The organism is Proteiniphilum sp. UBA5463, from assembly GCF_002427225.1.
In the GTDB taxonomy this organism is placed as follows: domain Bacteria; phylum Bacteroidota; class Bacteroidia; order Bacteroidales; family Dysgonomonadaceae; genus Proteiniphilum; species Proteiniphilum propionicum.
Genome location: NZ_DIQL01000027.1, coordinates 60,920 through 82,914 on the forward strand (window position 1 = coordinate 60,920; position 21,995 = coordinate 82,914).

The 21,995-nt window shown below is 42.4% G+C and carries 16 protein-coding genes; 10 read left to right on the forward strand and 6 right to left on the reverse strand.

All coding sequences use genetic code 11. From position 1 onward, the window contains the following. Window positions 1–252, forward strand: a 252-nt coding sequence (locus B3B27_RS04875; RefSeq protein WP_286846964.1) for a Holliday junction DNA helicase RuvB C-terminal domain-containing protein, incomplete at its 5' end; no start/stop codon positions are given. Between the two features lie 100 nt (window positions 253–352). Here the strand turns inward: B3B27_RS04875 and B3B27_RS04880 are convergent. After that, window positions 353–1,744 (reverse strand): DUF4270 domain-containing protein, encoded by a 1,392-nt coding sequence (locus B3B27_RS04880; RefSeq protein WP_238869198.1) that lies wholly within the window; start codon window positions 1,742–1,744, stop codon window positions 353–355. 144 nt (window positions 1,745–1,888) lie between these two features. Next, window positions 1,889–2,707 carry a glycogen/starch synthase gene (locus B3B27_RS04885; RefSeq protein ID WP_238869201.1) on the reverse strand — a complete coding sequence of 273 codons (819 nt, stop codon included), beginning with the start codon at window positions 2,705–2,707 and terminating at the stop codon, window positions 1,889–1,891. Between the two features lie 198 nt (window positions 2,708–2,905). On the opposite strand from B3B27_RS04885, the gene panC reads away from it, so the two are divergent. The 6 genes from panC (at window position 2,906) to B3B27_RS04915 (ending at window position 10,920) form a co-directional block, all read left to right on the forward strand. Continuing rightward, window positions 2,906–3,748, forward strand: coding sequence for a pantoate--beta-alanine ligase (gene panC / locus B3B27_RS04890; protein ID WP_238869202.1), 843 nt, complete (start codon window positions 2,906–2,908; stop codon window positions 3,746–3,748). 5 nt (window positions 3,749–3,753) lie between these two features. Continuing rightward, window positions 3,754–4,107: an aspartate 1-decarboxylase gene (panD, locus tag B3B27_RS04895; protein WP_238869204.1), complete on the forward strand. Its 354-nt coding sequence runs from the start codon at window positions 3,754–3,756 to the stop codon at window positions 4,105–4,107. A 52-nt stretch (window positions 4,108–4,159) separates the two neighbouring features. Further along, on the forward strand, window positions 4,160–5,482 hold the full coding sequence (locus B3B27_RS04900; RefSeq protein WP_238869206.1) for an MATE family efflux transporter: 1,323 nt from the start codon (window positions 4,160–4,162) through the stop codon (window positions 5,480–5,482). Next, on the forward strand, window positions 5,461–6,645 hold the full coding sequence (locus tag B3B27_RS04905; protein WP_286845747.1) for a hypothetical protein: 1,185 nt from the start codon (window positions 5,461–5,463) through the stop codon (window positions 6,643–6,645). Before B3B27_RS04900 ends, B3B27_RS04905 begins: the two co-directional genes overlap by 22 nt. A 126-nt stretch (window positions 6,646–6,771) precedes the next feature. Beyond that, window positions 6,772–8,784 carry an NAD-dependent DNA ligase LigA gene (gene ligA / locus B3B27_RS04910; protein ID WP_238869210.1) on the forward strand — a complete coding sequence of 671 codons (2,013 nt, stop codon included), beginning with the start codon at window positions 6,772–6,774 and terminating at the stop codon, window positions 8,782–8,784. Window positions 8,785–9,063: 279 nt separating this feature from the next. Beyond that, a complete protein-coding gene (locus tag B3B27_RS04915) occupies window positions 9,064–10,920 on the forward strand; it encodes an SLC13 family permease (RefSeq protein ID WP_238869211.1) in 1,857 nt (618 codons plus the stop codon). A gap of 211 nt (window positions 10,921–11,131) precedes the next feature. Here the strand turns inward: B3B27_RS04915 and B3B27_RS04920 are convergent, their stop codons facing one another. Then, window positions 11,132–12,022 carry a hypothetical protein gene (locus B3B27_RS04920; RefSeq protein WP_238869213.1) on the reverse strand — a complete coding sequence of 297 codons (891 nt, stop codon included), beginning with the start codon at window positions 12,020–12,022 and terminating at the stop codon, window positions 11,132–11,134. 279 nt (window positions 12,023–12,301) lie between these two features. Further along, window positions 12,302–13,216 (reverse strand): glutaminase, encoded by a 915-nt coding sequence (locus tag B3B27_RS04925; RefSeq protein ID WP_286845031.1) that lies wholly within the window; start codon window positions 13,214–13,216, stop codon window positions 12,302–12,304. 422 nt (window positions 13,217–13,638) lie between these two features. Between B3B27_RS04925 and B3B27_RS04930 the strand changes: the two genes are divergently transcribed. Both B3B27_RS04930 and B3B27_RS04935 read left to right on the forward strand, forming a co-directional pair. Then, window positions 13,639–15,810 carry a S46 family peptidase gene (locus B3B27_RS04930; protein ID WP_238869217.1) on the forward strand — a complete coding sequence of 724 codons (2,172 nt, stop codon included), beginning with the start codon at window positions 13,639–13,641 and terminating at the stop codon, window positions 15,808–15,810. Between the two features lie 446 nt (window positions 15,811–16,256). Beyond that, window positions 16,257–16,799 carry a DUF4488 domain-containing protein gene (locus B3B27_RS04935; RefSeq protein ID WP_238869220.1) on the forward strand — a complete coding sequence of 181 codons (543 nt, stop codon included), beginning with the start codon at window positions 16,257–16,259 and terminating at the stop codon, window positions 16,797–16,799. 56 nt (window positions 16,800–16,855) lie between these two features. Here B3B27_RS04935 and B3B27_RS04940 read toward each other — a convergent pair whose 3' ends face one another. Together B3B27_RS04940 and B3B27_RS04945 are read right to left on the reverse strand one after the other, a co-directional pair. Beyond that, complete coding sequence (locus B3B27_RS04940; RefSeq protein ID WP_238869224.1) at window positions 16,856–18,154, reverse strand: O-acetylhomoserine aminocarboxypropyltransferase/cysteine synthase family protein; 1,299 nt, start codon at window positions 18,152–18,154, stop codon at window positions 16,856–16,858. Window positions 18,155–18,238: 84 nt separating this feature from the next. Beyond that, window positions 18,239–19,444: an ROK family transcriptional regulator gene (locus B3B27_RS04945; RefSeq protein WP_238869227.1), complete on the reverse strand. Its 1,206-nt coding sequence runs from the start codon at window positions 19,442–19,444 to the stop codon at window positions 18,239–18,241. 338 nt (window positions 19,445–19,782) lie between these two features. Between B3B27_RS04945 and B3B27_RS04950 the strand changes: the two genes are divergently transcribed. Continuing rightward, window positions 19,783–21,984 carry a sodium-translocating pyrophosphatase gene (locus tag B3B27_RS04950; protein ID WP_238869229.1) on the forward strand — a complete coding sequence of 734 codons (2,202 nt, stop codon included), beginning with the start codon at window positions 19,783–19,785 and terminating at the stop codon, window positions 21,982–21,984. Window positions 21,985–21,995: the final 11 nt, after the last annotated feature.

The window sequence follows — 21,995 nt, forward strand, 5'->3', positions numbered from 1 at the left end:
AGGTACGGGCTCGACGAGGTTGACAACAAGATACTTCTCACGATCATCGATAAATTCAAGGGAGGCCCGGTTGGAATAACCACTATTGCTACAGCCGTTGGCGATGATGCAGGCACTATTGAAGAGGTGTATGAACCTTTTCTTATCAAGGAGGGATTCATAAAACGTACCCCCCGTGGCAGAGAGGTAACAGAGCTTGCCTATCGGCATTTGGGCAGGAAAAGTCCCGACGAACAGCGTTTCCTCTTCTAAGATAAAATGAATATAAGTAGATAAACCGATATAATAAAAAACCGGAAAAGCTATCGTCAGAGAAAGACGCTTTTCCGGTTTAATATTTCTTTGCAGGATTCTAGAATCTGCTGAATATCAGTTGCAGCTTCAGATTACCCTGCCGTTTATCCAATATTGCAGCGGAAGGCCACATCTGGTTGTGTAAAGATGTCAGCACTTTAGAGCCCGAAGAGTAATAGCTCTGCTGCACGGTGGTAAATGTTGCATCCACCGGAATCAGATAATATATCAGATCAAAGGGTTCACCCTTATACTTTTCGTTGTAGTAATTTACCAGCGTTGAGATGTTGTTGAACTTATATGAATATGTGGCCGCATCAAACTTATCGGACAAAAAGCACGTTACATTGTCTGTAATTTTGCGCTTTTCAAAAAAACCACTCAAGGAATCTTTGTTCACAAGCAGCAAATAATCGGGAGGGCTTATCTTCACCATCGGGTCCTCCGTTGCATCCGGTAGAGCGTAAACGGTAAAGTTTGCCAGGTTAAGAGCCTGGGACTTCAGCTTATCATTAATTTTTGAAAACGGGAAAGTTATTTCAGTATTTACTCCAGCCGGGCTTTTTACATAAGTGAGAGTGGAGTTTTCTTCCAGCAACCTGCTGTCGTCGTTATTAATGTAGTTGATCTGCATCACCTCGGGGGTAATGTACAGGTACATTGCATCGGTGCGAATAGTATCCTGGCCTTTTGATGATCCTTTTTTATCAAGGTAATGATAGTGTACTTTCAGCGAAGTGAGGTTTACGTTTATGATAGTGCTTTTCCCGAAGCTTGTTGTAAAGTATAGACCGGGAAAAAACTCTCTGAAGGTATCTGCATTAACCATTTTCCCATGATCTGATTTATTATATTCCGCAAGAAATTTTTCGCCGAGTGAGTTAGGCAGTTTCACGTGAATATCATAGATTGTATAGCTGCTCGACGTGTACCCCGATGTATAATTCTCTATTCTGTAAGTGGAATTTTTTCCTGTGAAGGTTTGTTTTCCAAGTGGAGCAGACATGTCGGAGTATGCTTTGGGATCGATATTGGAATAGTCTCCAAGCCCTTTCAGCGATTTACTAACTTCATAAACCGATAGCTCCATGGGAACAAGAGAGTCTCCGGCCATCGTGGTGTATGAAACTGTTACTTTAACTGAATCAATGGCGGCACCCGGTTTGAATCCCGAACCCTCGGGAAAATAGAATTCGCCTATATATTCAGACTTAATGGAGCCGAATGCGGGATCTTCATATTCTCCCAATACCGGATATTTGGTTTTTGTAAACACTGAATCCACCTTAACGGTGCGTGCCTCCAGATTCAACGTATCGATATTCACAGAAAGCCGATCCTTTTCGGGCTGAATGGTGAAACCTACCTGGTCAAGTGTGTCGTTGCACGAAATTGCGAGAAGAGCGACAAAGGTTACTATAAGAGCTTTGTATAAGGATTTGAACTTCATTCGATTCTTTAATTTGTTTACAACCCCGCAAATATCCGAAAAAAATATGTCAAATAAAAGATGAAGAAAGTCTTTCTTCTGTTTTTTAAAGATATTTGTGTATAGGTGGTGATAAAAACAACCTCATAAAGTAATTTAACAGAATCAGGCGTCTATCTTCTCATAAAAAGCATCAATCTCGCTCACGTTTTTTTCGAAGTCGGCACTGAAAGGCAAAAAACCGGCCTTTGACTCCCGGATATATTCCGATACTGCAGGATCAATATTTTCACTACCCTGTATAATTCCGTCAGAATAGTCGATAGCAAGCTTCATGAGATTATTATAATCCATGATGCCCCTGCTTTTAATTTTTTCAATTTCCGGATCTCCAATACCATCAAATCGAAGCTTTTCTGCAGTGTTCTGGTTAAAAGGCTTCTCAAACAATTCATCATAAACCGAATAAACTACCTTGGCATTTTTAAAGCACGGGTCATCGGCATATCCCTTTTTTATGAAAAGTGGTGCAAGAGCGCTGAACCATCCGTGACAGTGGATCACATCGGGTACCCAGCGCAGTTTTTTTATTGTCTCCATCACTCCTCGAATAAAGAATATGCTGCGTTCGTCGTTGTCATCATATTCTACTCCCTCTTTATCGACAAGAGTTTCTCTGTTTTGAAAAAAATCTTCATTATCGATAAAATAAACCTGCATTCGTGCAGACTGGATGGAAGCTACCTTGATAATGAGTGAATGGTCGGTATCATCAATAATGAGATTCATCCCCGAAAGGCGAATTACTTCGTGTAGCTGGTTACGGCGTTCATTAATATTGCCGTATTTAGGCATGAAGGCACGGATCTCCTTACCCTTTTCCTGTATGGCCTGGGGTAAGTAACGTGAAGTATTTGCAATAGTGGACTCTTCGAGATAAGGATAAATCTCCTGCGAAATGTATAAAATTTTTTTCTGGGACATGTAGCTAATTATCTTAAGTTGTGTACAAAGATAATAAAAAAAATCCACATAATTACAAAATAAAATGGAGGATATTTTTTAAAATAATGATACGCAATTGCTTGATGCTATTTTGTGCCTTTTCTTGCCAAGAAATAATGCCAATATTTTTCTTATGTGGCAAATATTTTGTTGCTTTGCACTTTAAAAAAGAGATTGATGGAAATCATTAAAACCGTAGTGGATTTAGAGGGGCTGTTGCAAGGTTATCGTCACAGTAATAAAACCATCGGGCTTGTTCCTACAATGGGGGCACTTCACGATGGGCACGCCTCTTTAGTAAGGCGCTGTGTTGCTGAAAACGATATTTGTGTTGTAAGCCTCTTTGTGAACCCCACGCAGTTCAACAACAAAGAAGATTTGCAGTTATATCCCCGAACACCCGAAAAAGACTTTCAGCTGTTGGAAACCATTGGAGCGGATGTTGTTTTTTCTCCATCCGAAGAGGAGATCTATCCGGAGGCTGATACACGTATTTTCGACTTTGGAAATCTTGACAAGGTTATGGAAGGACGGTTCCGCCCGGGGCATTTTAATGGCGTTGCCCAGGTGGTGAGTAAACTGTTTGCCTTTGTAATGCCATGCAGAGCCTATTTCGGGGAGAAAGACTTTCAGCAGCTGGTTATTGTGAGGGAGATGGTGAAACAGTTGAAAATTGATGTAGAGATAGTTGGAGTGCCAATAGTGAGGGAAGCAAGCGGTTTAGCTATGAGCAGCCGGAATCAGCGCCTTTCGGCCGATCAGCAGGGAATAGCCTCTGAGATATACCGTATCTTGAATGATAGTACTCTGATGACTGAACAGCAGTCGCCCTTGCAACTCATTTCTCATGTCACAAGGGAGATAAACAATGTACCCGGTTTGAGTGTTGAATACTTTGAAATTGTTGATGGAAATTCACTGCAGCCTGTTTCATCCTGGCAAGAGTCCGCATATATTGTAGGTTGTACTGCTGTTTTCTGCGGCAATGTGAGATTAATTGACAATATCAGATACAGATAACTTTTATGTTGGTAGAAATATTAAAATCGAAAATACACAGAGCCACGGTTACCGATGCCAATCTGAATTATGAAGGCAGCATAACCATTGACGAGGATCTGATTGATGCTGCAAATATGTTTGTACATGAGAAAGTGGCAGTGGTAAACAACAATAACGGGGAGCGCTTTGAAACATATATCATTCGCGGTGAACGCGGATCCGGTATAATTTGCCTTAACGGGGCAGCGGCGCGTAAGGTGCATAAAGGTGATATTATTATCATCATGAGTTATGCAACGATCCCACTTGAGCAAGCAAAAACATTCCTTCCTACAATAGTCAACCTTGAGGACGGAACCAATAAAATAAAAAGATAGTATTCTTAAACCGTCAGTTGCAGTACCAACTGACGGTTTTTTGCAAATTAAGGTGTATTCCAATAAGCACATCATAAAGATCAGTACGCCTATCCTGTTGAGCCTTCTGGCGCAGAACATCATACAGGTGATAGATACAGCTTTTCTCGGCCGTGTGGGTGAGGTGGAGCTGGGGGCATCGGCTTTGGGTGGAGTCATCTATATAGCTTTGTTCACATTGGGCTTTGGTTTCAGCATGGGAAGCCAGATCCTTATAGGACGACGCAATGGAGAAGGTAATTTTGGCAAGATAGGCGATATTGTTATTCAGGGTGCTCTCTTTCTTCTTATACCTGCAATATTACTTGTACCTTTGCTAAGATACGGTGCTGTTAAGTGGCTTCCTGATATGTTGCAGTCAGAAAATGTGGCAAACGCCGCAGCGGAATATCTTAAGTGGCGTATTTTCGGGATTGTGTTCGCGTTTGTCAATGCCATGTTCAGGGCCTTCTATATTGGCATTGCTCGAACTAAAGTGCTTACCGCCAATGCTGTAGTCATGGCTTTGGTGAACGTGGTGTTCGATTACGGGCTTATATTCGGAAATCTGGGGATGCCCCGGATGGGCATTGGCGGTGCTGCCCTTGCATCAGTAATTGCAGAAGTGTCATCTACTCTTTTTTTCCTTATCTATACAACTAAAACGGTGGATTTGGAAAAATATGGCTTCAAAAAGATCAGGTTTCAATGGCGTGTAGTTAAAAAAGTACTCGATATCTCGATTTTCATGATGGCACAATATCTCTTCTCAATTGTCACCTGGATGCTTTTCTTTGTCTTCATTGAAAACTATATGGGTGAGCGCCCTCTGGCAGTCACAAATATTGTGCGTAGCTTCTACACCATATTCACCATCCCTTCACATGCACTTGGATCGGCAACCAGCACTATGGTGAGCAATACCATGGGGGCAGGAAAGAGAGACGAGGTGTTTAACCTGATAAAAAGAGTCGCGCTCATCAGCCTAATGGTTATGCTGTGTGTTATTGTCGCCGTTTCTGTTTTTCCCCGTGCAATGATTCATATATATACCGATGATCCGTTGCTTATCAGTAATACTGTCAAGCCTCTTTATGTGCTAATATCATCTCTCCCAATCTATAGTGTAGGTTCGGTGTTATTCAGTGCTGTCTCCGGGACCGGAAATACCCGTACTGCTCTTAAGTTTGAGATTTTCACGCTCATTCTTTACCTGAGCTACATGTGGTTTGTTATAGTTTATATGCGCTTTTCAGTAGCTGTCGCCTGGACCACGGAGCATGTTTATTGGGCTCTTCTGACAACACTGTCCTTTATATACCTTCGTAGCGGCAAATGGCGGGACAGACAGATCTGATTCCTGAAATTTATACTATCTTTACCGCCGTGAATGTTACAATGCTGTCATTGCGTTATTGCTTCTGCAAGTTTGTTGGTTATATTGATTCTCGTATGTGGAAAAGTTTTGCTTTTGCATTATTCATATTGTTTGTAGTACCTGAGTTGCAGGCACAAGAGTACCTGTGGAGGCTGGGATTTGATTATTTTTTCGATAACCGTGAATTTAAAAAATCGGCATTCATCGATTCCCAAACCCAGAATGGTATATGGCTGAAACCACAGGGAGGTATCTCATGGGACTCCACCCACACTATTTACGCGGGAGTGAATCTGCTTAAGATACCAGGTGGGGGAGAGGCTGTTGATAAAGTGGATATGACTCTTTATTATCAGTACGAAACAGATAGAGTGCTGTTCCGGGCAGGCTCTTTCCCCAGGAAGGAAGTGCTACGGAACTACTCCAGTTTCTTCTTCAAGGATTCTGTGAATAATTTTGTGCCGCTCATGCAGGGAGTATTCTGGCAGATAGGCAAGGAGAGGAATTTTTTCAATGCATGGATGGACTGGACCGGTTATGCTTCGCCCACTGCAAGGGAGAGCTTTTTTCTGGGCTTTTCAGGTAGACTGTCCTCAGCCCATTTGTTCGGCGATTTTCAGTCGTACATGTTTCATTACGCCGGCACATTTCCCGGAAATTCCGCCTATGGTGTAAGTGAGCAGTTACAGGGATTAGCTTCGCTGGGAATAGAGTATGACGGCGATAACAGCTTCAAAGGGTTGTTGACAGCAGGCGTTTTTGCGGGGATGGAACGAGACAGGAAAGCCGTTATAAGTTACTTCCCGGTGGGCTTTACCGCTAGAGCCGATGCCGAGTTTTGGGGTATTGGAACTCGAAATACACTTTATGCCGGAGATCGTAGAATGCGATTTTATTCCCAACACGGAGACAACCTCTATTGGGGTACTCAGTTCCTGCGTGGTTCAACATATATTGAGAGCATGTGGTACGTACGCCTGCTCAATTCAGATCGTGTTACGGCACAGTTTAATCTCAACCTGCACTTTTCCGGGGGCGAGATGCTGTTTCAGCAGGCTTTTTCAGTTTCAGCATCGATAGATAATATTATTAACCCTGTGAAAAAAAAGGTTAGTTATCCCTGGATGAGGATTTTTCAATAGTATGTCAATCATCTAAAGTGGCAGTATGAAAAGTTATCGTCAAATGAAGAGTTTTCAATAGAGGAAGTCACTCTCCCCCGGGTTAACGCTTACACCACCAATGTATTAGAATTATAGTCCAGAAAAATGGAAACAGTAAAAGAACAGATAGAAACACTTCGAAGAGAGCTTCATGAACATAATTACAGCTATTATGTCTTGTCGCACCCAACGATCTCTGATTTCGAGTTCGACAGGTTAATGAGGCAGCTTACTGAACTTGAGGCTAAATACCCCGAGTTCTACGATCCTAATTCACCGTCGGTGCGCGTAGGGAGCGATATCAACAAGAATTTCACCCAGGTGGTGCATAGCTATCCCATGCTATCGTTGCAAAACACCTACTCTGAGGGAGAGGCAGCCGACTTTTACAATCGTGTTAAGAGGGCCTTGAATGAAGATTTTGATATAGTATGCGAGCTGAAATATGATGGAACTTCAATATCGCTTATTTACGAAAATGGGAGGCTGATGCGTGCTGTAACACGAGGCGACGGAAAGATGGGCGATGATGTTACCGATAATGTGCGTACAATCCGCAACGTACCTCTGGTACTGAGAGGTGAAAATATACCGCCTTATTTGGAGGTCAGAGGTGAGATATTGATGCCATGGAGCTCTTTTGATGCTCTTAACAGAGAGCGGGCCGAGCAGGAAGAGCCTCTGTTTGCCAATCCCCGCAATGCTGCATCTGGCACGTTGAAAATGCAGGATTCACGAGTGGTGGCTTCCCGCAAACTGGAGTCATTCATCTATTATATGATTGGCGAGGATTTGCCTACGGGCAGCCATTTTAATAATATGGCCCTTGCCCGTACATGGGGATTGAATGTCTCCGATGCAATGAAGAGGTGCAGTACGCTCGATGAAATATTCGATTATCTGAAATATTGGGACAGTGAGCGCAAAAACCTGCCTGTAACAACCGATGGCGTTGTTCTCAAGGTAGATTCAATTTCGCAACAACGAAATCTGGGTTCTACCTCCAAGTTCCCCCGATGGTCTATAGCCTATAAGTTCAATGCTGAGCGGGCAGTCACCCGGTTAGAATCGGTCTCATACCAGGTAGGGCGTACCGGGGCGGTCACTCCTGTTGCCAATCTTGAGCCGGTACTGCTTTCAGGTACAACCGTTAAAAGGGCGTCACTCTATAACGAAGATGCCATCCTTGCGCTCGATCTGCATATTGGCGACATGGTGTATGTAGAGAAGGGAGGGGAGATTATTCCAAAGATCACCGGTGTGGACAAGGAGTCACGTTTCCTATTAGGCGATAAAGTAACATTTGCCCGTAAATGTCCCGATTGCGCGACACCGCTTGTTCGTAATGAGGACGAGGCAATACACTATTGCCCCAATAGCGAAGGGTGCCCCACGCAGATAAAGGGGCGCATAGAGCATTTTGTCACACGTAAGGCAATGAACATAACCATTGGGCCGGAAAACATCTCACTGCTTTATGAAAAGGGGCTTATTAATGATGCTGCCGACCTGTATTCATTGAGGTTCCACGATCTGGTGAACCTTGAGCGATGGGGAGAAACCAGCGCCAATAATCTTCTTGAGAGCATAGAAAAGTCAAAGTCGGTACCCTATGAAAGGGTCCTTTTTGCTTTGGGAATACGCTTCGTCGGCGAAACAGTAGCACAGAAACTTGCGCATGCATTCCCTGATATAGATGCATTGGCAGAGGCATCATCAGAACAGCTGACTTTGGTAGAAGAGATTGGCGAACGTATTGCACAGAGTGTTATAGATTTTTTCAGGAATCCCGGCTTTGCCTGTTTCGTTAAACGTCTTCGCGGACACGGATTGCAATTTGCTTTAAGTGAAGATTTAATGGCTTCAAAAACCGATAAGTTGAAAGGGAAGACAATCGTCATAAGCGGAACTTTTGAACTTCATTCGCGTGATGATTATAAAGCAATGATCCTCCGGAATGGAGGAAAGAACAGCGGATCAGTATCAAAAAACACCGATTATATTCTCGCTGGAGAGAATATGGGGCCGGCCAAGCTGGAGACAGCACGGAAACTGGGCATAAAGATTATCAACGAGAAAACATTTCTGGAGATGTTGCAGACAACAGTAGCCCAGTAAGTTTTTAAAATAATCATTATAAAGCGCTGAATATAAATAAAATATATCGCCCTTGGGACCCAAATGCAATCTGCTGGCTGCCAGCATTTTAAATAAATGTTTAACAAATTATCAAGATGAAATAGTAATATTTATTCTGGTTTCGCCTGATATTATGAAATTCAGGGTGAGTAAATGCTCCTGCGTGTCTACTGTTTCAGGTTCATGACACCCGGAAAAAAGGCAGTACGCTAAAAAAATTGTATATTCGCACAAAAAAGTTATTTCATCTTATACTTTATGACAACTACATTAATTATTCTGGTTGCTACAGCAGCTTTGATGGTTTGGGGAAAAATCCGTTCCGATATTGTTGCGCTCTGTTCATTACTGGCACTTATTATTACAGGTATATTAACTCCTGAAGAAGCATTAGCCGGATTCTCAAGTCCGGTGGTAATTATGATTGCTGCCCTGTTTATAGTAGGCGGAGCTATATCGCAAACCGGCCTGGCTGGCAAGGTTAGCAACAACATTCTTAAATTTGCCGGGAACAATAATTTTAAACTTTTTATTTTGGTAATTCTTGTCACTGTCATTATCGGCTTGTTTGTGAGCAATACCGGAACAGTTGCTATTTTAATGCCTATTGTGGTGAGCCTGGCTGTAAAATCTAACATGAGTGCAAGCAGGCTGTTGATGCCAATGGCTTTTGCCAGCAGTATAGGTGGAATGATGACACTTATTGGTACACCTCCTACTCTAATTGTACATAACGCTCTGATAGAATCAGGATACGAGGGGCTACAGTTTTTCACCACTCTACCGGTCGGCCTTATCTTATTGTTTTTCGGTATTCTGTTGTTGTGGCCATTGACCAGGGTGCTGGAGAAAAAAGGTAAAAAAGAGTCAATTGAAAGGAAGAACAGTGTAAAATCACCCGATCAGCTGGTGTCCGAATATCAATTGATTGAAAATATATACCGGCTGGAAATTGGGAAAAGCTCCCCGATTCTAACACAAAAATTATCAGATCTGGATATAACCAAGCGCTATTCACTGCTTATCGCCGAGATACATACCCGCACATTCACTCCGCTTGGGAGAAATGTTCATACCTCTTTGCCCGAAGCAGGAACGGTTTTAACTGCCAATGACGTTCTCTATGTAGTAGGTGAATATGAGAACGTGGTGCGTTTTGCGGAAGATAACCAACTCTCATTTGTGGACAATCAGATGGGGGAGCAGATCGAAAAACCACGTTTTGCCGGTAAATTCACGTTCGATGAGATAGGGATGGCTGAAGTGGTGCTACTCCCTAACTCAAGGCTAAACAACAAAATAGTGAGGAATTCTGAATTCAGACAAAACTATAATGTAAACATATTAGGTATTCAAAGAAAAGACCAGTACATTATTCAAGATGTGAAGGATGTGAAAATGCAGTCCGGAGACATGCTGCTTATACAGGGTACATGGGAGGATATTGATAGGCTGAGCCGGCTTGAACCCGAAGTTGTTGTTATAGGACAGCCTGCTGTAGAAGCGTCGAAAGTTCCGCTCGAGCATAAGGCACCTTTAGCTGCTTCAGTTATAGTGTTAATGATTTTGTCGATGGCCTTTAACTGGTTCCCTCCCGTAGTCTCTGTACTGATGGCAGCAATAGTACTCATACTCGGGGGTTGCTTCCGTACCGTGCGTGATGCTTATCGTTCTATTAACTGGGAGAGTGTTATTCTTTTCGCTGGGATGATGCCGTTGGCAACAGCGATGGAAAAAACCGGCACCTCAGCTCTGGTCACCAATAGTATTGTGGGAAGTGTGGGTTCTTTCGGTCCTCAAGCAGTGCTTGCCGGACTGTTGTTAGCCACTTCGTTTGTTACAATGTTTATCAGTAATACTGCAACTGCTGTTTTGTTTGCACCCATTGCCCTGCATGCGGCAACCTCAATGGGTGTAAGCCCTTATCCTTACCTTATAGGTGTGGCAGTAGCAGCGAGCATGTGCCTTGCCAGCCCTTTCTCCACTCCTCCCAACGCTATGGTTATGTCTGCAGGAAGATATAACTTTATGGACTATATTAAAGTGGGGTTGCCTTTACAGTTGATATATCTGATTATTATGATTTTTGCACTGCCGCTTTTATTTCCATTTTAATCATAAAATGCTATATCAAATTGTCACTAAATGCTCATGTACCTCATGGATGAGTCCCGTCCGAAAAGTCTCAATCATTGATAGCCAATAGAAATGTATATATTGATATTCAGGTTTTTTGGGGGTAGAAACATGCATTAATCATCTTCTGGTGAACGAAATCGAATAGCAGCGACACCTGAATGTAAGAATAAAAAATTTATCGTGAAGATCAATCTTTCATTGTGAAGCTGTATGAGCCTATGTGGTGGCCGTCGGCAAAGATGTCTGTCTTGTATTTCCCCGGCATCAGGTACTCTTCAATATTCCAATACATGGTTACAGGAATCTCTTCTCCGCCATATTCCACTGTGCGCTTCATTGAATAAAGAATGTTGCCGTTCTCATATTGAAATGTGTTGGACGGGCTTTTCGAAAGAACCGAACCATCCGGGCTCATAATCCTGATGTATATTGTGCGTTCTCCCGGATCGGTGGTAATATTCCGGGCAATGGTGAAAGAGACAACAAACTGTGTGCTCCGGCTTAAACGGGACTGTTCCCGGCCCCTGTCGTTCACTGCTTTTGCGTTTATATTTGTTGCAACCAGCTGTGCTGCCAGCGACACCTTCTCAGAGAGTTGTTCCTTCTCTTGCGACACCTGTGTAAGTGTGCGGCTTGTCCTGTTATATTGTTCTGTTATCTGTTTGTTCTCTGCACGCAGCTCCTCGTTCAACCTGTTCAGGGAGTCTATTTGATGAATATAGGAACGTAATATTTTGCGGAGTGTTGCCAGTTCATCTTTCAGCCGTTTTATCTCTGCCTGGTCACTCGCCTTGGTCATCCGCAGCTCCTCCTGCAGGCGCAGCACTTTTGCCTGTTCATTTTCAAGTTTATACAGCAGTGAGTCATTCTGGACACTGAATTTAAATCCTTCATATTGCAGTGAAATTGCCTCATACTCATCTTCCAGCTCCTGCTTATCAATTGTGAACTGTTGCTGCATCTCATTTATTTTTGTATTGTTTGAGATGAGAAATCCAATAAGTATAGCCAATACTACGGCGAGTACACCAATCACCGCAATCAGCTGAGGTGTTCGTTCTTTAAAGTTTATCTTCATCTGAGCGCTTATTTTCCGATCTAATGCAAATTATCCGATCGAACGCAAAAATAAACTTTTTCAGTCTAAACCCCAATGATTCATTAGCCTTTTTCGTTAATTTAAGAATTGGAAGTATATCCTTGCAGCTTGCCCGATCTATTTTTTAAATAACTTCATTAAGATTGCATTATGCTCTGAAAGCTGTAACTGCTGATTGTACAAGTTGGATCATAAAAGCCTTGCTGGTATTACCTTGCGAGCAAATGGCAGTAACCTCTTATTGTACAAGTTGATTTTTTAAAAAATAGATAATCGTGTTTTCGTGGTAAACTCCTCCAGAAAGAGCATTCCCTTATATGAGTTGCCTTTCTTGTTAAGACGGGGACTCCATACAGCGATGGTATATTTTTCGGGGTGGACAGCCACTATACCGCCCCCCACGCCGCTTTTTCCGGGTAACCCTACTTTAAAGGAAAATTCTCCCGCCTCATCATAAAATCCGCATGTTTGCATAAGGGCATTTGTCCTTTTAGTACGGCTTGCAGAAAGGATCCGTTCACCTGAATAGGGTACAACACCGTTGTTGGCAAGGAATAGGAAGGCTTTGGAAAGCTCCCTGCAGCTCATTTCAATGGAGCAGATGTGGAAATAGATATCCATCACCATGTCGATATCGTTCCTTATGTTCCCAAATGATTTCATGAGATTGACCAGTGCATGGTTTCTGAAACCGGTTTTTTTCTCCGACAATGCAACCATAGGGTTATAGTTGATGGTGTTGACCCCGGTCAAACTCCTGATAAACGACAGAATGTTTTCTTTTGGCGAAGCAAGCTCGCTTGCAAGAATATCGCATATCACAATTGCCCCTGCATTAATAAATGGGTTTCTAGGCGTACCTTGATCGTATTCAAGTTGTACGAGAGAGTTGAACGGCGTTCCGGCCGGCTCCAGCCCGGTTCTGTCCCATATGCTGCTCTTTACCCTGGAATAGGCAAGAACAAATGTAAATACTTTGGCAATACTTTGAATCGAAAAGCGCTTTTCGGCATCGGCGAAAGAAAATTCATCACCCTCTACAGTTGTAAGATGGACACCGAATTGATCAGGATTAACATCTGCCAGTTCAGGTATGTAGTCAGCTACCCGGCCTATATCTTCAATCGACTGCAGCTCATGGTATATTTCCTGAAAGATTGTTTCGTAATGCATTTTCATTTTTTATAGCTAAAGACAAAGATAAATATTCCGTTTGTATGTCCGATTCAATCACCTAACGTCACTATTCCCGAATATGACCTATGAGTCCTCTCCGAAAACCTCAAAACCCAATTTTATTGGTTTGCAACTTATTAAAAATAAATGTTCATCTTGTGAAATTTTCAAGAAAAAAGACTTATCGGAGGAGACTCACCCATTAAATACCAAAGATATATGAAAAACCAGTATTAATTGTCTCTTGAACAACTTTTTTTCTTAACTTTATCAGTTTAAACCGGGGAATTAAAAAACTGATATGAAAAGGAGTTTTTTACAGTAAAATGAATTGCATGTTTTGCCTTAAAAGTTGTTTTTATTAATACAGAGGGTGGTTGTAAATCTTTTACCTGGAATGAATCATTAAAGTAATATATATGAAGAAATTGTTTTTCTACCTTTCATTTTGGTGTTTATTTTTCTTTACCGCATCTGCCGATGAGGGGATGTGGATGTTGCATTCACTTAAGCAACAAAAACTGAATGACATGAAGGAGCTAGGGCTAAAGCTTGAAGATTATGATATATACAACCCCGATGGTTCTTCAATAAAAGATGCTGTTGTGCAGTTTGGCGGAGGGTGTACCGGGGAGGTTATCTCCTCACAGGGGCTTGTGCTGACCAATCACCATTGCGGATATGGCCGTATACAGCAGCATAGCACACTTGAAAACAACTATCTTGAGGAAGGCTTCTGGGCAATGACAAAAGCTGAAGAACTCCCAAATCCGGGTCTTACGGTAACCTTTATTGAAGAAATTGAAGAGGTAACCGGCTATGTTTTGCAGTGCTTAGAGAGAGACAGGGAAGAAGATACCGATGGGGCCCTTTTCCTCTCACCTTCTTATCTTAACAGGGTAGCAAGAGAGAAAGCAGGTGAAAAGTTCCTTTCTGAAAATTCAGGGACAGAGGTCGAAATAAAACCTTTCTTCAACGGGAATCAATATTATATGTTCACGAAAAAGATCTATTCCGATATACGTCTTGTAGGTGCTCCTCCCAGTTCTATAGGTAAGTTTGGCGCTGACACTGATAACTGGACCTGGCCGCGTCATACAGGCGACTTTGCTATTTTCCGTATCTATGCCGACAAAGATGGTAATCCTGCCGGATACTCTCCCGGGAACATTCCTCTCAGGCCAAAGCGATGGTTGACTATCTCGACAAAAGGAGTTAAAGAAAACGATTTTGCAATGCTGCTTGGCTTTCCCGGGACTACTAACAAATTCTACACTTCGTGGGAGGTGGCCGAACGAAGAGATATCGATAACACAGTTAGAATCAGGATGAGGGAGGTGCGTCAGAAAGCCATGCTTGAGGAGATGCTGAAAGATCCGGCGGTCAAGATTCAATATGCTTCCAAATATTCCGGATCAACAAACTCTTATAAAAATGCAATAGGTACAAACTGGGCTATCAACATGCGTAATTTCGAGAAGGTGAAGTTAGAGCAACAGAACAGATTGTTGAAGTGGGCTGAAGAAAACAATCAACCCCGTTTTAAAAAAGCCTTGGATGAGATTGAGCGGATTGTGAAAGAGCGTGCAGATCTTCGTTACAGGAGATGGATGCTTAATGAAGGTATTGTGCGTGGATTGGAATTTTCTACATTGGCTACAGTCACAGCTGACAAGCTGGCAAAAGCATTGGAAGAAGGCAACCAATCTGAAGCAGATACGCTCAGGGCACAATTGATGAAAGAATACAGTATGTTTGCTGATAAAGACTACAACCGGGAAGTTGATAAAAAGGTAGCAAAAGAGATGATGCGTGAATATATCAGTTTGGTTCCTGAAGAGAATCTCCCTGGTTTTTTCAGTCTTATTTATAGTGATTTTGGCGGGAATAGCGATAGATTTGTCGATTTTCTGTTCAACCGTTCTCTTTTTGGGAATGAAATAAATATTCAAAACTTTAATGAAGGAGAGGTTGACGCAGAGACTATCATGAACGATCCAATGTTTCTATTCTCAAAATCGGTAGCTGAGGAATCTGCTTCGCTTGAGAAACAGCTGGCGGTCTTTGATGCTCCTTTTGCAATTGCCCGGAAGGCATATCTTGAAGGCATCCTGTCTATGGACGGACCTTATGCCTATTTTCCCGATGCCAACCTTACACTTCGCTTGTCGTACGGACAGGTTAAAGGATACAAGCCTGGCGATGCTATCTATTATGCGCACCAGACTACCCTCGACGGGGTAATTGAAAAAGAGGACCCCGGTAACTGGGAGTTTGTTGTTCCTGCAATGCTGAAAAAACTCTATCAGGAAGAAGATTTCGGACATTACGCAATGCACAACGGCAACATGCCTGTTGCTTTCGCTGCCACAACTCACACAACGGGAGGTAACTCGGGAAGCCCGGTCATGAACGGGAGTGGAGAGTTGATAGGAATCAATTTCGACCGTAACTGGGAAGGTGTTGGGGGTGATATACAGTTTCTGCCCGATTATCAGCGAAGCATTATTGTTGACATTCGCTACGTCCTATTCATAATTGATAAGTTTGCAGGAGCAGGCCATTTGCTGAAGGAGCTTGACATGAACTGATAAAGATTGTATGGCCCTTTTCACTGATATTCTGCGGCATTTAATTATGTCATTTCATAAGTCGTTGGCTACCTGTAATATTCAATTCTTTCCACTGATATTCTTCAATTATTAATTATATAAATAGTTCAGTCAGGCCTATTCTTAAACATCACTCAATGACAGCAATTCCTGTCAACGGAAAAGACTTATCAGAGAAGACTCGCTTATTAAAGCGGACTAAGGTGATTATTTTTTTAATACCTGACAATCAGCAAAAAAGCATGAGGCTCTGTGGCGTCTATTTATGCTGATTGCTAATGGATTATGTGGCCATTCCAAGCTTTTTTACCGAAGCGGCCCCCATATAATAACAAGTTAATAAAAAAAGTAGTTCAATAGCAACTCTATTACCTAATTAAGTGTTATAATTGTAAGAATATTCACACGAAATAAAACACAATGTTATGAAAGCATCGGTCGGTTACTTTTTGTTCGTCTGTGTAATTATTTCCATTGCCGGTTGCAGTAGCTCAAAACTTGGCATATTTGATAGCAAGGCAGATAAAATAATTGGGTTGTGGGAGGTGAAGGCGATCCATAACAGCGATGAATCGGGTTATAAGGTAATCCCGTCAGGGATGTTCAAGATGATTTTCCCCGATGGCAGATTTATGAATTTCATGTCGACTGAAAAAGGGGCAATAATAACTGTTGACGGTACATATAGGCTTGAAGGCGATATTTATACAGAAGAGATAGTGAATTCTTTCAATAAAAGCCAGGAGGGAAAGGATAACCCTCTTAATATAAAGCTTACGCATGAAAATTTTATGTATCTCCGCTGGTTTCAGCCAATTGATGAGTTTGGAGTGAAGCAGAACAGGTGGATAGAAGAGATATGGCAGAGAGTATGTATCGAGGATCTTGATGTAAGTAATGTGGACTTGCGGCAAGAACTGAAGCAGCTGCTTATTAATGAAGAGGTAATAGAAAAGGTAGTGGAATAGTAAATATGAATAAAATTGATGGCGACATTTTCAGAGCCGCCATCTAAAGAAAAAAATCATAAACGCTGTAACGCTTCATCCAGATCTGCTTTAATATCGTCTATATGCTCAAGGCCAAGCGATACCCGAAGTAGGTTAGGATATACACCGGCGGCAACTTGTGCTTCATCGGAGAGTTGCTGATGCGTGGTACTTGCAGGATGTATGATCAGCGTTTTGGCGTCCCCCACATTTGCAAGGTGACTTATTAAAGATAGATTGTCAATAATCTTTGCTGATTGCTGAACATCCCCTTTCACGAAAAATGAGAGTACTCCACCATACCCGTTGTTTTTAAGATACTTTTTAGCCAGTTCATGGTATTTGCTGCTTTCTAAACCAGGATAGTTCACCCCCTCCACCTTAGGATGTTTTTCCAGCCATCGGGCAAGTTCCAGTGCGTTCGAGTTTGTACGTTCTGCACGCAACGAAAGTGTTTCCAGTCCCAGCAGCAACAGGAATGAGTTGAAAGGACTGTTAACAGGTCCAATGTCGCGAAGCCCTTCTACGCGGCAACGTATTGCATAAGCAATATTCCCAAAGGGAGATTTATCCCCGAAGTTTTCCCAGAAATTAAGGCCATGATACCCCTCCGATGGTTCACTGAACATAGGATACTTACCGTTTCCCCAGTTGAAATTGCCACCATCGATAATCACCCCTCCCATTGAGGTTCCATGTCCGCCAATCCATTTAGTTGCTGAATGCAGCACTACGTTAGCACCCCACTCAATTGGGTTGAAAAGGTATCCTCCCTGACCAAACGTATTGTCCACAACCACTGGAATATCATGTTTGTGTGCTACTGAAATAATAGCTTCAAAATCAGGGATATTGTATTCTGGATTACCGATATTCTCAAGATAAATGGCCTTGGTCCTGTCATCGATAAGTGATTCAATACTTACTACATTATCACCATCAGCAAAACGGACCTCAATACCAAGGCGGGCAAAGGCCACCTTAAACAAATTGTATGTACCTCCATATATGAACGATGTGGAAACTATATTATCTCCAGCAACGGCAAGATTGTTTATGGCAATAAACTGTGCCGCCTGTCCCGAAGAAGTTGCCACTGCGGCTACGCCTCCTTCAAGGGCTGCCATTCGTTTTTCGAACACATCGGTAGTGGGGTTCTGCAGCCGGGTATAGATATTACCGAACTCTTTTAATCCAAACAGGTTGGCGCCATGTTCGGCGCTTTTAAATGTGTAAGCTGTGGTTTGATAAATAGGAACCGCTCTTGCACCAGTTACCGGGTCGGGTTCCTGTCCCGCATGTATTTGCAGGGTTTCAAAATGTTTCTTTCCCATATTTTTAAAAATTAATATTCCGCAAAAATACGAGAAAAAATGCAAAACGTCTAAGTTTGTCGTAAATAAGTGATATTTTAACACTTAATCATTAAACAACCTGCTCCTGGCAATCATGCATGCTCCTATAATGCCAGCCTTGTTTTTTAGTTTCGAAGTTAAGATTCGCGTATCTTTATTAACCAGGTTAAGCGAGTATTTTTTGATTGAGTTCCTTATTGGGAGCATGATAAATCCATCTGTTTCAGCTACCTGTCCTCCAATCACCACCAGCTCCGGATTAAAAATGTTGATTAATCCAGCAATATATTTCCCTAATTTGTTTCCCACCTCTTCCACAATCTCAATACAGAGGGGATCTTCCATGTTTGTGGCTTTAATGATGTCGGTGAGTGTCAGTTTGCTCAGATCTTTAACATGCTCTGTAAGAATGGAGCTCTCGCCCTTTGCAATTCGTTCAAGAATAGTTCTGTGAATAGCCAAACCTGATGCTTCGGTCTCCAGGCATCCCTTTTTACCGCAATGGCAAATAATTTCATTATCAAAAATCGGAAAATGTCCGAATTCACCCGAGAATCCCGATTTTCCGTAATAGGGCTTGCCATCTATTATAATACCTATACCAAGTCCCCATGAGATATTCACAAAAATCACATTCTGTTCACCCTCCACAATTCCTTTCATATATTCGCCATAGGCCATAGCACGAGTGTCGTTATCAATACCCACATTATGATTGAGCTTTTTAGAAAGCGTTTCACTGATAGGGCTCTCGCTAAAGTAGAAGCTGCTGTAACTATATCCTGATTCAGGGTTTACCCGTCCCGATATATTCAGGTTGATATTAAAAATTTTTTTCTTCAGATCGCCCGTCTTATCAATAAAGTTTTGTATGTAATCACAAAGCATGTCGAATGACTCAGGTGTGTTCTCATACGTGTATGATATCCCTATCTGATGATCAACAATGTTTCCTGTAAAATCCATAAGGGCAATATTCAGATGATGCCGGCTCATATCCACTCCCACGAAATAGGCCGATGAGGGGTTCAATCCATAAACACTTGGATGCCTTCCCCCTGGAGTGTGTATTTTCCCGAACTCGTCTATCAGCCCCTGAGCCATAAGCTCCGTGATAAATTTTGTGACTGTGGGTACACTTAAATCCAGCTCTCTTGATAACTCAGATATAGTATCGTTGCCCGATGTAATAAAATGGGTAATAATGTCTTTCTTTATCTGGATGTTTTTTGGGCTTTTGTCGTCTTTAAAAAAAAATTTTTTCTCCATTACATTCTTGATGAATAATTATTGATTTAGCAAGAGGGTGTGTTTTTCATTTTTAGAATATCTAAAAATGAAAAAATTATCACTTTTATCTTTGACCGTAAACATATCAAATGCGGTTGATTACAATCATACATAGTGATTTATCATGCTCGGGATACAAAATTACAACTATTTTTGGTTAATCAAAACTAAAAATGAAATCTATTCAAAATGTATAAGAATCTTTCTCTGATATTTCATTTTTTTTAATTAATTATGCATCTTTGTAATTAATTAGTGTCTTTCTCGCCTGATATGGATACTATTGAACAAGTCGGCATACTATAAATTAATAAACTATGAAATACTTTTTTCTTGTACCCGCTGCTTCAGTTACAGCGCTGGTATTTGCTTATTATTTCTTTAAAAAAATGATGAGGGAGAGTGAAGGGACAGAGAAAATGAAAACCATTGCTCAATACGTCCGCGAAGGTGCCATGTCTTATCTTAAACAGCAGTATAAAGTGGTCACTGTTGTGTTTATTATTCTGGCAGTAATCTTTGCAGCAATGGCATTCTTCGGTTTACAGAACAACTGGGTCCCTTTCGCTTTTCTCACTGGTGGTTTTTTTTCGGGGTTGGCAGGTTTCTTCGGCATGAAAACGGCAACTTACGCTTCAGCCAGGACAGCCAACGCGGTGCGACGGTCACTGAACAGCGGATTACAGATAGCTTTCAGGTCGGGGGCTGTGATGGGCCTGGTTGTAGTAGGACTGGCACTGTTAGATATCTCGGCATGGTTTCTTATTCTTAACTTTTTTGTGGAGAATGCCGATGCCGGACATAAGCTAATTATGATAACCACTACCATGCTTACTTTTGGAATGGGAGCCTCCACTCAGGCCCTGTTTGCCCGTGTGGGAGGTGGAATCTATACTAAGGCTGCCGATGTAGGTGCTGATCTTGTGGGCAAGGTTGAAGCTGGCATTCCTGAGGATGATCCACGTAATCCCGCTACCATAGCCGATAATGTAGGAGATAACGTGGGCGATGTAGCCGGCATGGGCGCCGACCTGTATGAGTCGTATTGCGGATCTATTCTTTCTACTGCAGCTCTTGGCGCCTCGGCCTTTATATTAGATCCAGCTATGCAGCAGAGAGCAGTTTTTGCACCCATGATCATAGCTGGTATTGGTGTATTCCTCTCAATTATTGGAATTTTCCTGGTAAAGACGAAAGAGAATGCTACTGTAAAAGATCTTATGAGATCACTCAACAGGGGTGTAAACGTAAGTGCATTTTTGATTGCAGCCTGTACTTTTCTCATTTTATATTTGCTCGAGTTCAACAACTGGCTTGGATTGTCGTTTTCAGTTATAACAGGGCTTCTTGCCGGGATTATCATAGGACAGGGTACCGAATATTTTACCTCTCACTCCTACAAGCCTACAAGAAATATTGCCAACAGTGCAAAAACGGGACCGGCTACAGTAATAATATCAGGTATGGGTACAGGACTTGTTTCCACTGTTATCCCGGTAATAACCATAGCACTTGCAATTCTTATATCATATCTTTCCGCAACACGTTTCGATATTAATAATATGCTTACTGCCGAGAACCTTAGTATGGGATTGTACGGCATAGCCATCGCGGCAGTCGGAATGCTCTCTACGCTGGGGATTACCCTGGCTACCGATGCTTATGGTCCCATTGCCGATAATGCTGGCGGAAATGCAGAGATGAGCGGTCTTGAGCCGGAGGTGAGAAAACGTACCGATGCGCTGGATTCATTGGGTAACACTACTGCCGCAACAGGTAAAGGTTTTGCCATCGGGTCGGCAGCACTTACAGGACTGGCTTTGCTGGCATCATATATGGAGGAGATAAGGATTGGCATGCTTCGCATAGGCGACAATATTCTTGAATTTGCCAATGGCGAAACGGTAGAGGTTGCAAAGGCCAGCTTCGTAGATTTTATGGATTATTTCCAGGTTACACTGATGAATCCGAAAGTGCTTTCCGGCATCTTTATAGGCTCTATGATGGCTTTTCTTTTCTGTGGCCTGACCATTAATGCTGTTAGCAGGGCAGCTCAGAAAATGGTTGAAGAGGTGCGCCGCCAGTTCAGGGAAATTAAAGGAATATTAACCGGAGAGGCTACTCCCGACTATGCTCGTTGCGTGGCTATCTCAACCAGAGGAGCACAACACGAGATGCTGTTACCCTCTCTGCTGGCAATTATTGTTCCAGTACTTACCGGGCTTATGCTGGGTGTGGCAGGTGTAATGGGCTTACTGGCCGGAGGGCTGGGTGCTGGATTTGTACTTGCGGTTTTTATGGCCAACTCAGGCGGAGCCTGGGATAATGCCAAAAAGTACATTGAGGAGGGACATCTTGGAGGAAAGGGAGGTGAAGCTCACAAGGCTACTGTTGTGGGTGATACAGTGGGCGACCCGTTTAAAGACACTTCCGGCCCGTCATTGAATATACTTATAAAACTAATGAGTATGGTTTCCATTGTGATGGCCGGCCTTACGGTATCGTGGAGCCTTTTGTGAACTATTGCGAT

What these genes read in the sequence shown, in the direction of transcription:
- B3B27_RS04880 (WP_238869198.1), bottom strand. Translation starts at nt 1,744, where the DNA reads ATGAAGTTCAAATCCTTATACAAAGCTCTTATAGTAACCTTTGTCGCT.
- B3B27_RS04885 (WP_238869201.1), bottom strand. Translation starts at nt 2,707, where the DNA reads ATGTCCCAGAAAAAAATTTTATACATTTCGCAGGAGATTTATCCTTAT.
- panC (WP_238869202.1), top strand. Translation starts at nt 2,906, where the DNA reads ATGGAAATCATTAAAACCGTAGTGGATTTAGAGGGGCTGTTGCAAGGT.
- panD (WP_238869204.1), top strand. Translation starts at nt 3,754, where the DNA reads ATGTTGGTAGAAATATTAAAATCGAAAATACACAGAGCCACGGTTACC.
- B3B27_RS04905 (WP_286845747.1), top strand. Translation starts at nt 5,461, where the DNA reads ATGGCGGGACAGACAGATCTGATTCCTGAAATTTATACTATCTTTACC.
- ligA (WP_238869210.1), top strand. Translation starts at nt 6,772, where the DNA reads ATGGAAACAGTAAAAGAACAGATAGAAACACTTCGAAGAGAGCTTCAT.
- B3B27_RS04915 (WP_238869211.1), top strand. Translation starts at nt 9,064, where the DNA reads ATGACAACTACATTAATTATTCTGGTTGCTACAGCAGCTTTGATGGTT.
- B3B27_RS04920 (WP_238869213.1), bottom strand. Translation starts at nt 12,022, where the DNA reads ATGAAGATAAACTTTAAAGAACGAACACCTCAGCTGATTGCGGTGATT.
- B3B27_RS04925 (WP_286845031.1), bottom strand. Translation starts at nt 13,216, where the DNA reads ATGCATTACGAAACAATCTTTCAGGAAATATACCATGAGCTGCAGTCG.
- B3B27_RS04930 (WP_238869217.1), top strand. Translation starts at nt 13,639, where the DNA reads ATGAAGAAATTGTTTTTCTACCTTTCATTTTGGTGTTTATTTTTCTTT.
- B3B27_RS04935 (WP_238869220.1), top strand. Translation starts at nt 16,257, where the DNA reads ATGAAAGCATCGGTCGGTTACTTTTTGTTCGTCTGTGTAATTATTTCC.
- B3B27_RS04940 (WP_238869224.1), bottom strand. Translation starts at nt 18,154, where the DNA reads ATGGGAAAGAAACATTTTGAAACCCTGCAAATACATGCGGGACAGGAA.
- B3B27_RS04945 (WP_238869227.1), bottom strand. Translation starts at nt 19,444, where the DNA reads ATGGAGAAAAAATTTTTTTTTAAAGACGACAAAAGCCCAAAAAACATC.
- B3B27_RS04950 (WP_238869229.1), top strand. Translation starts at nt 19,783, where the DNA reads ATGAAATACTTTTTTCTTGTACCCGCTGCTTCAGTTACAGCGCTGGTA.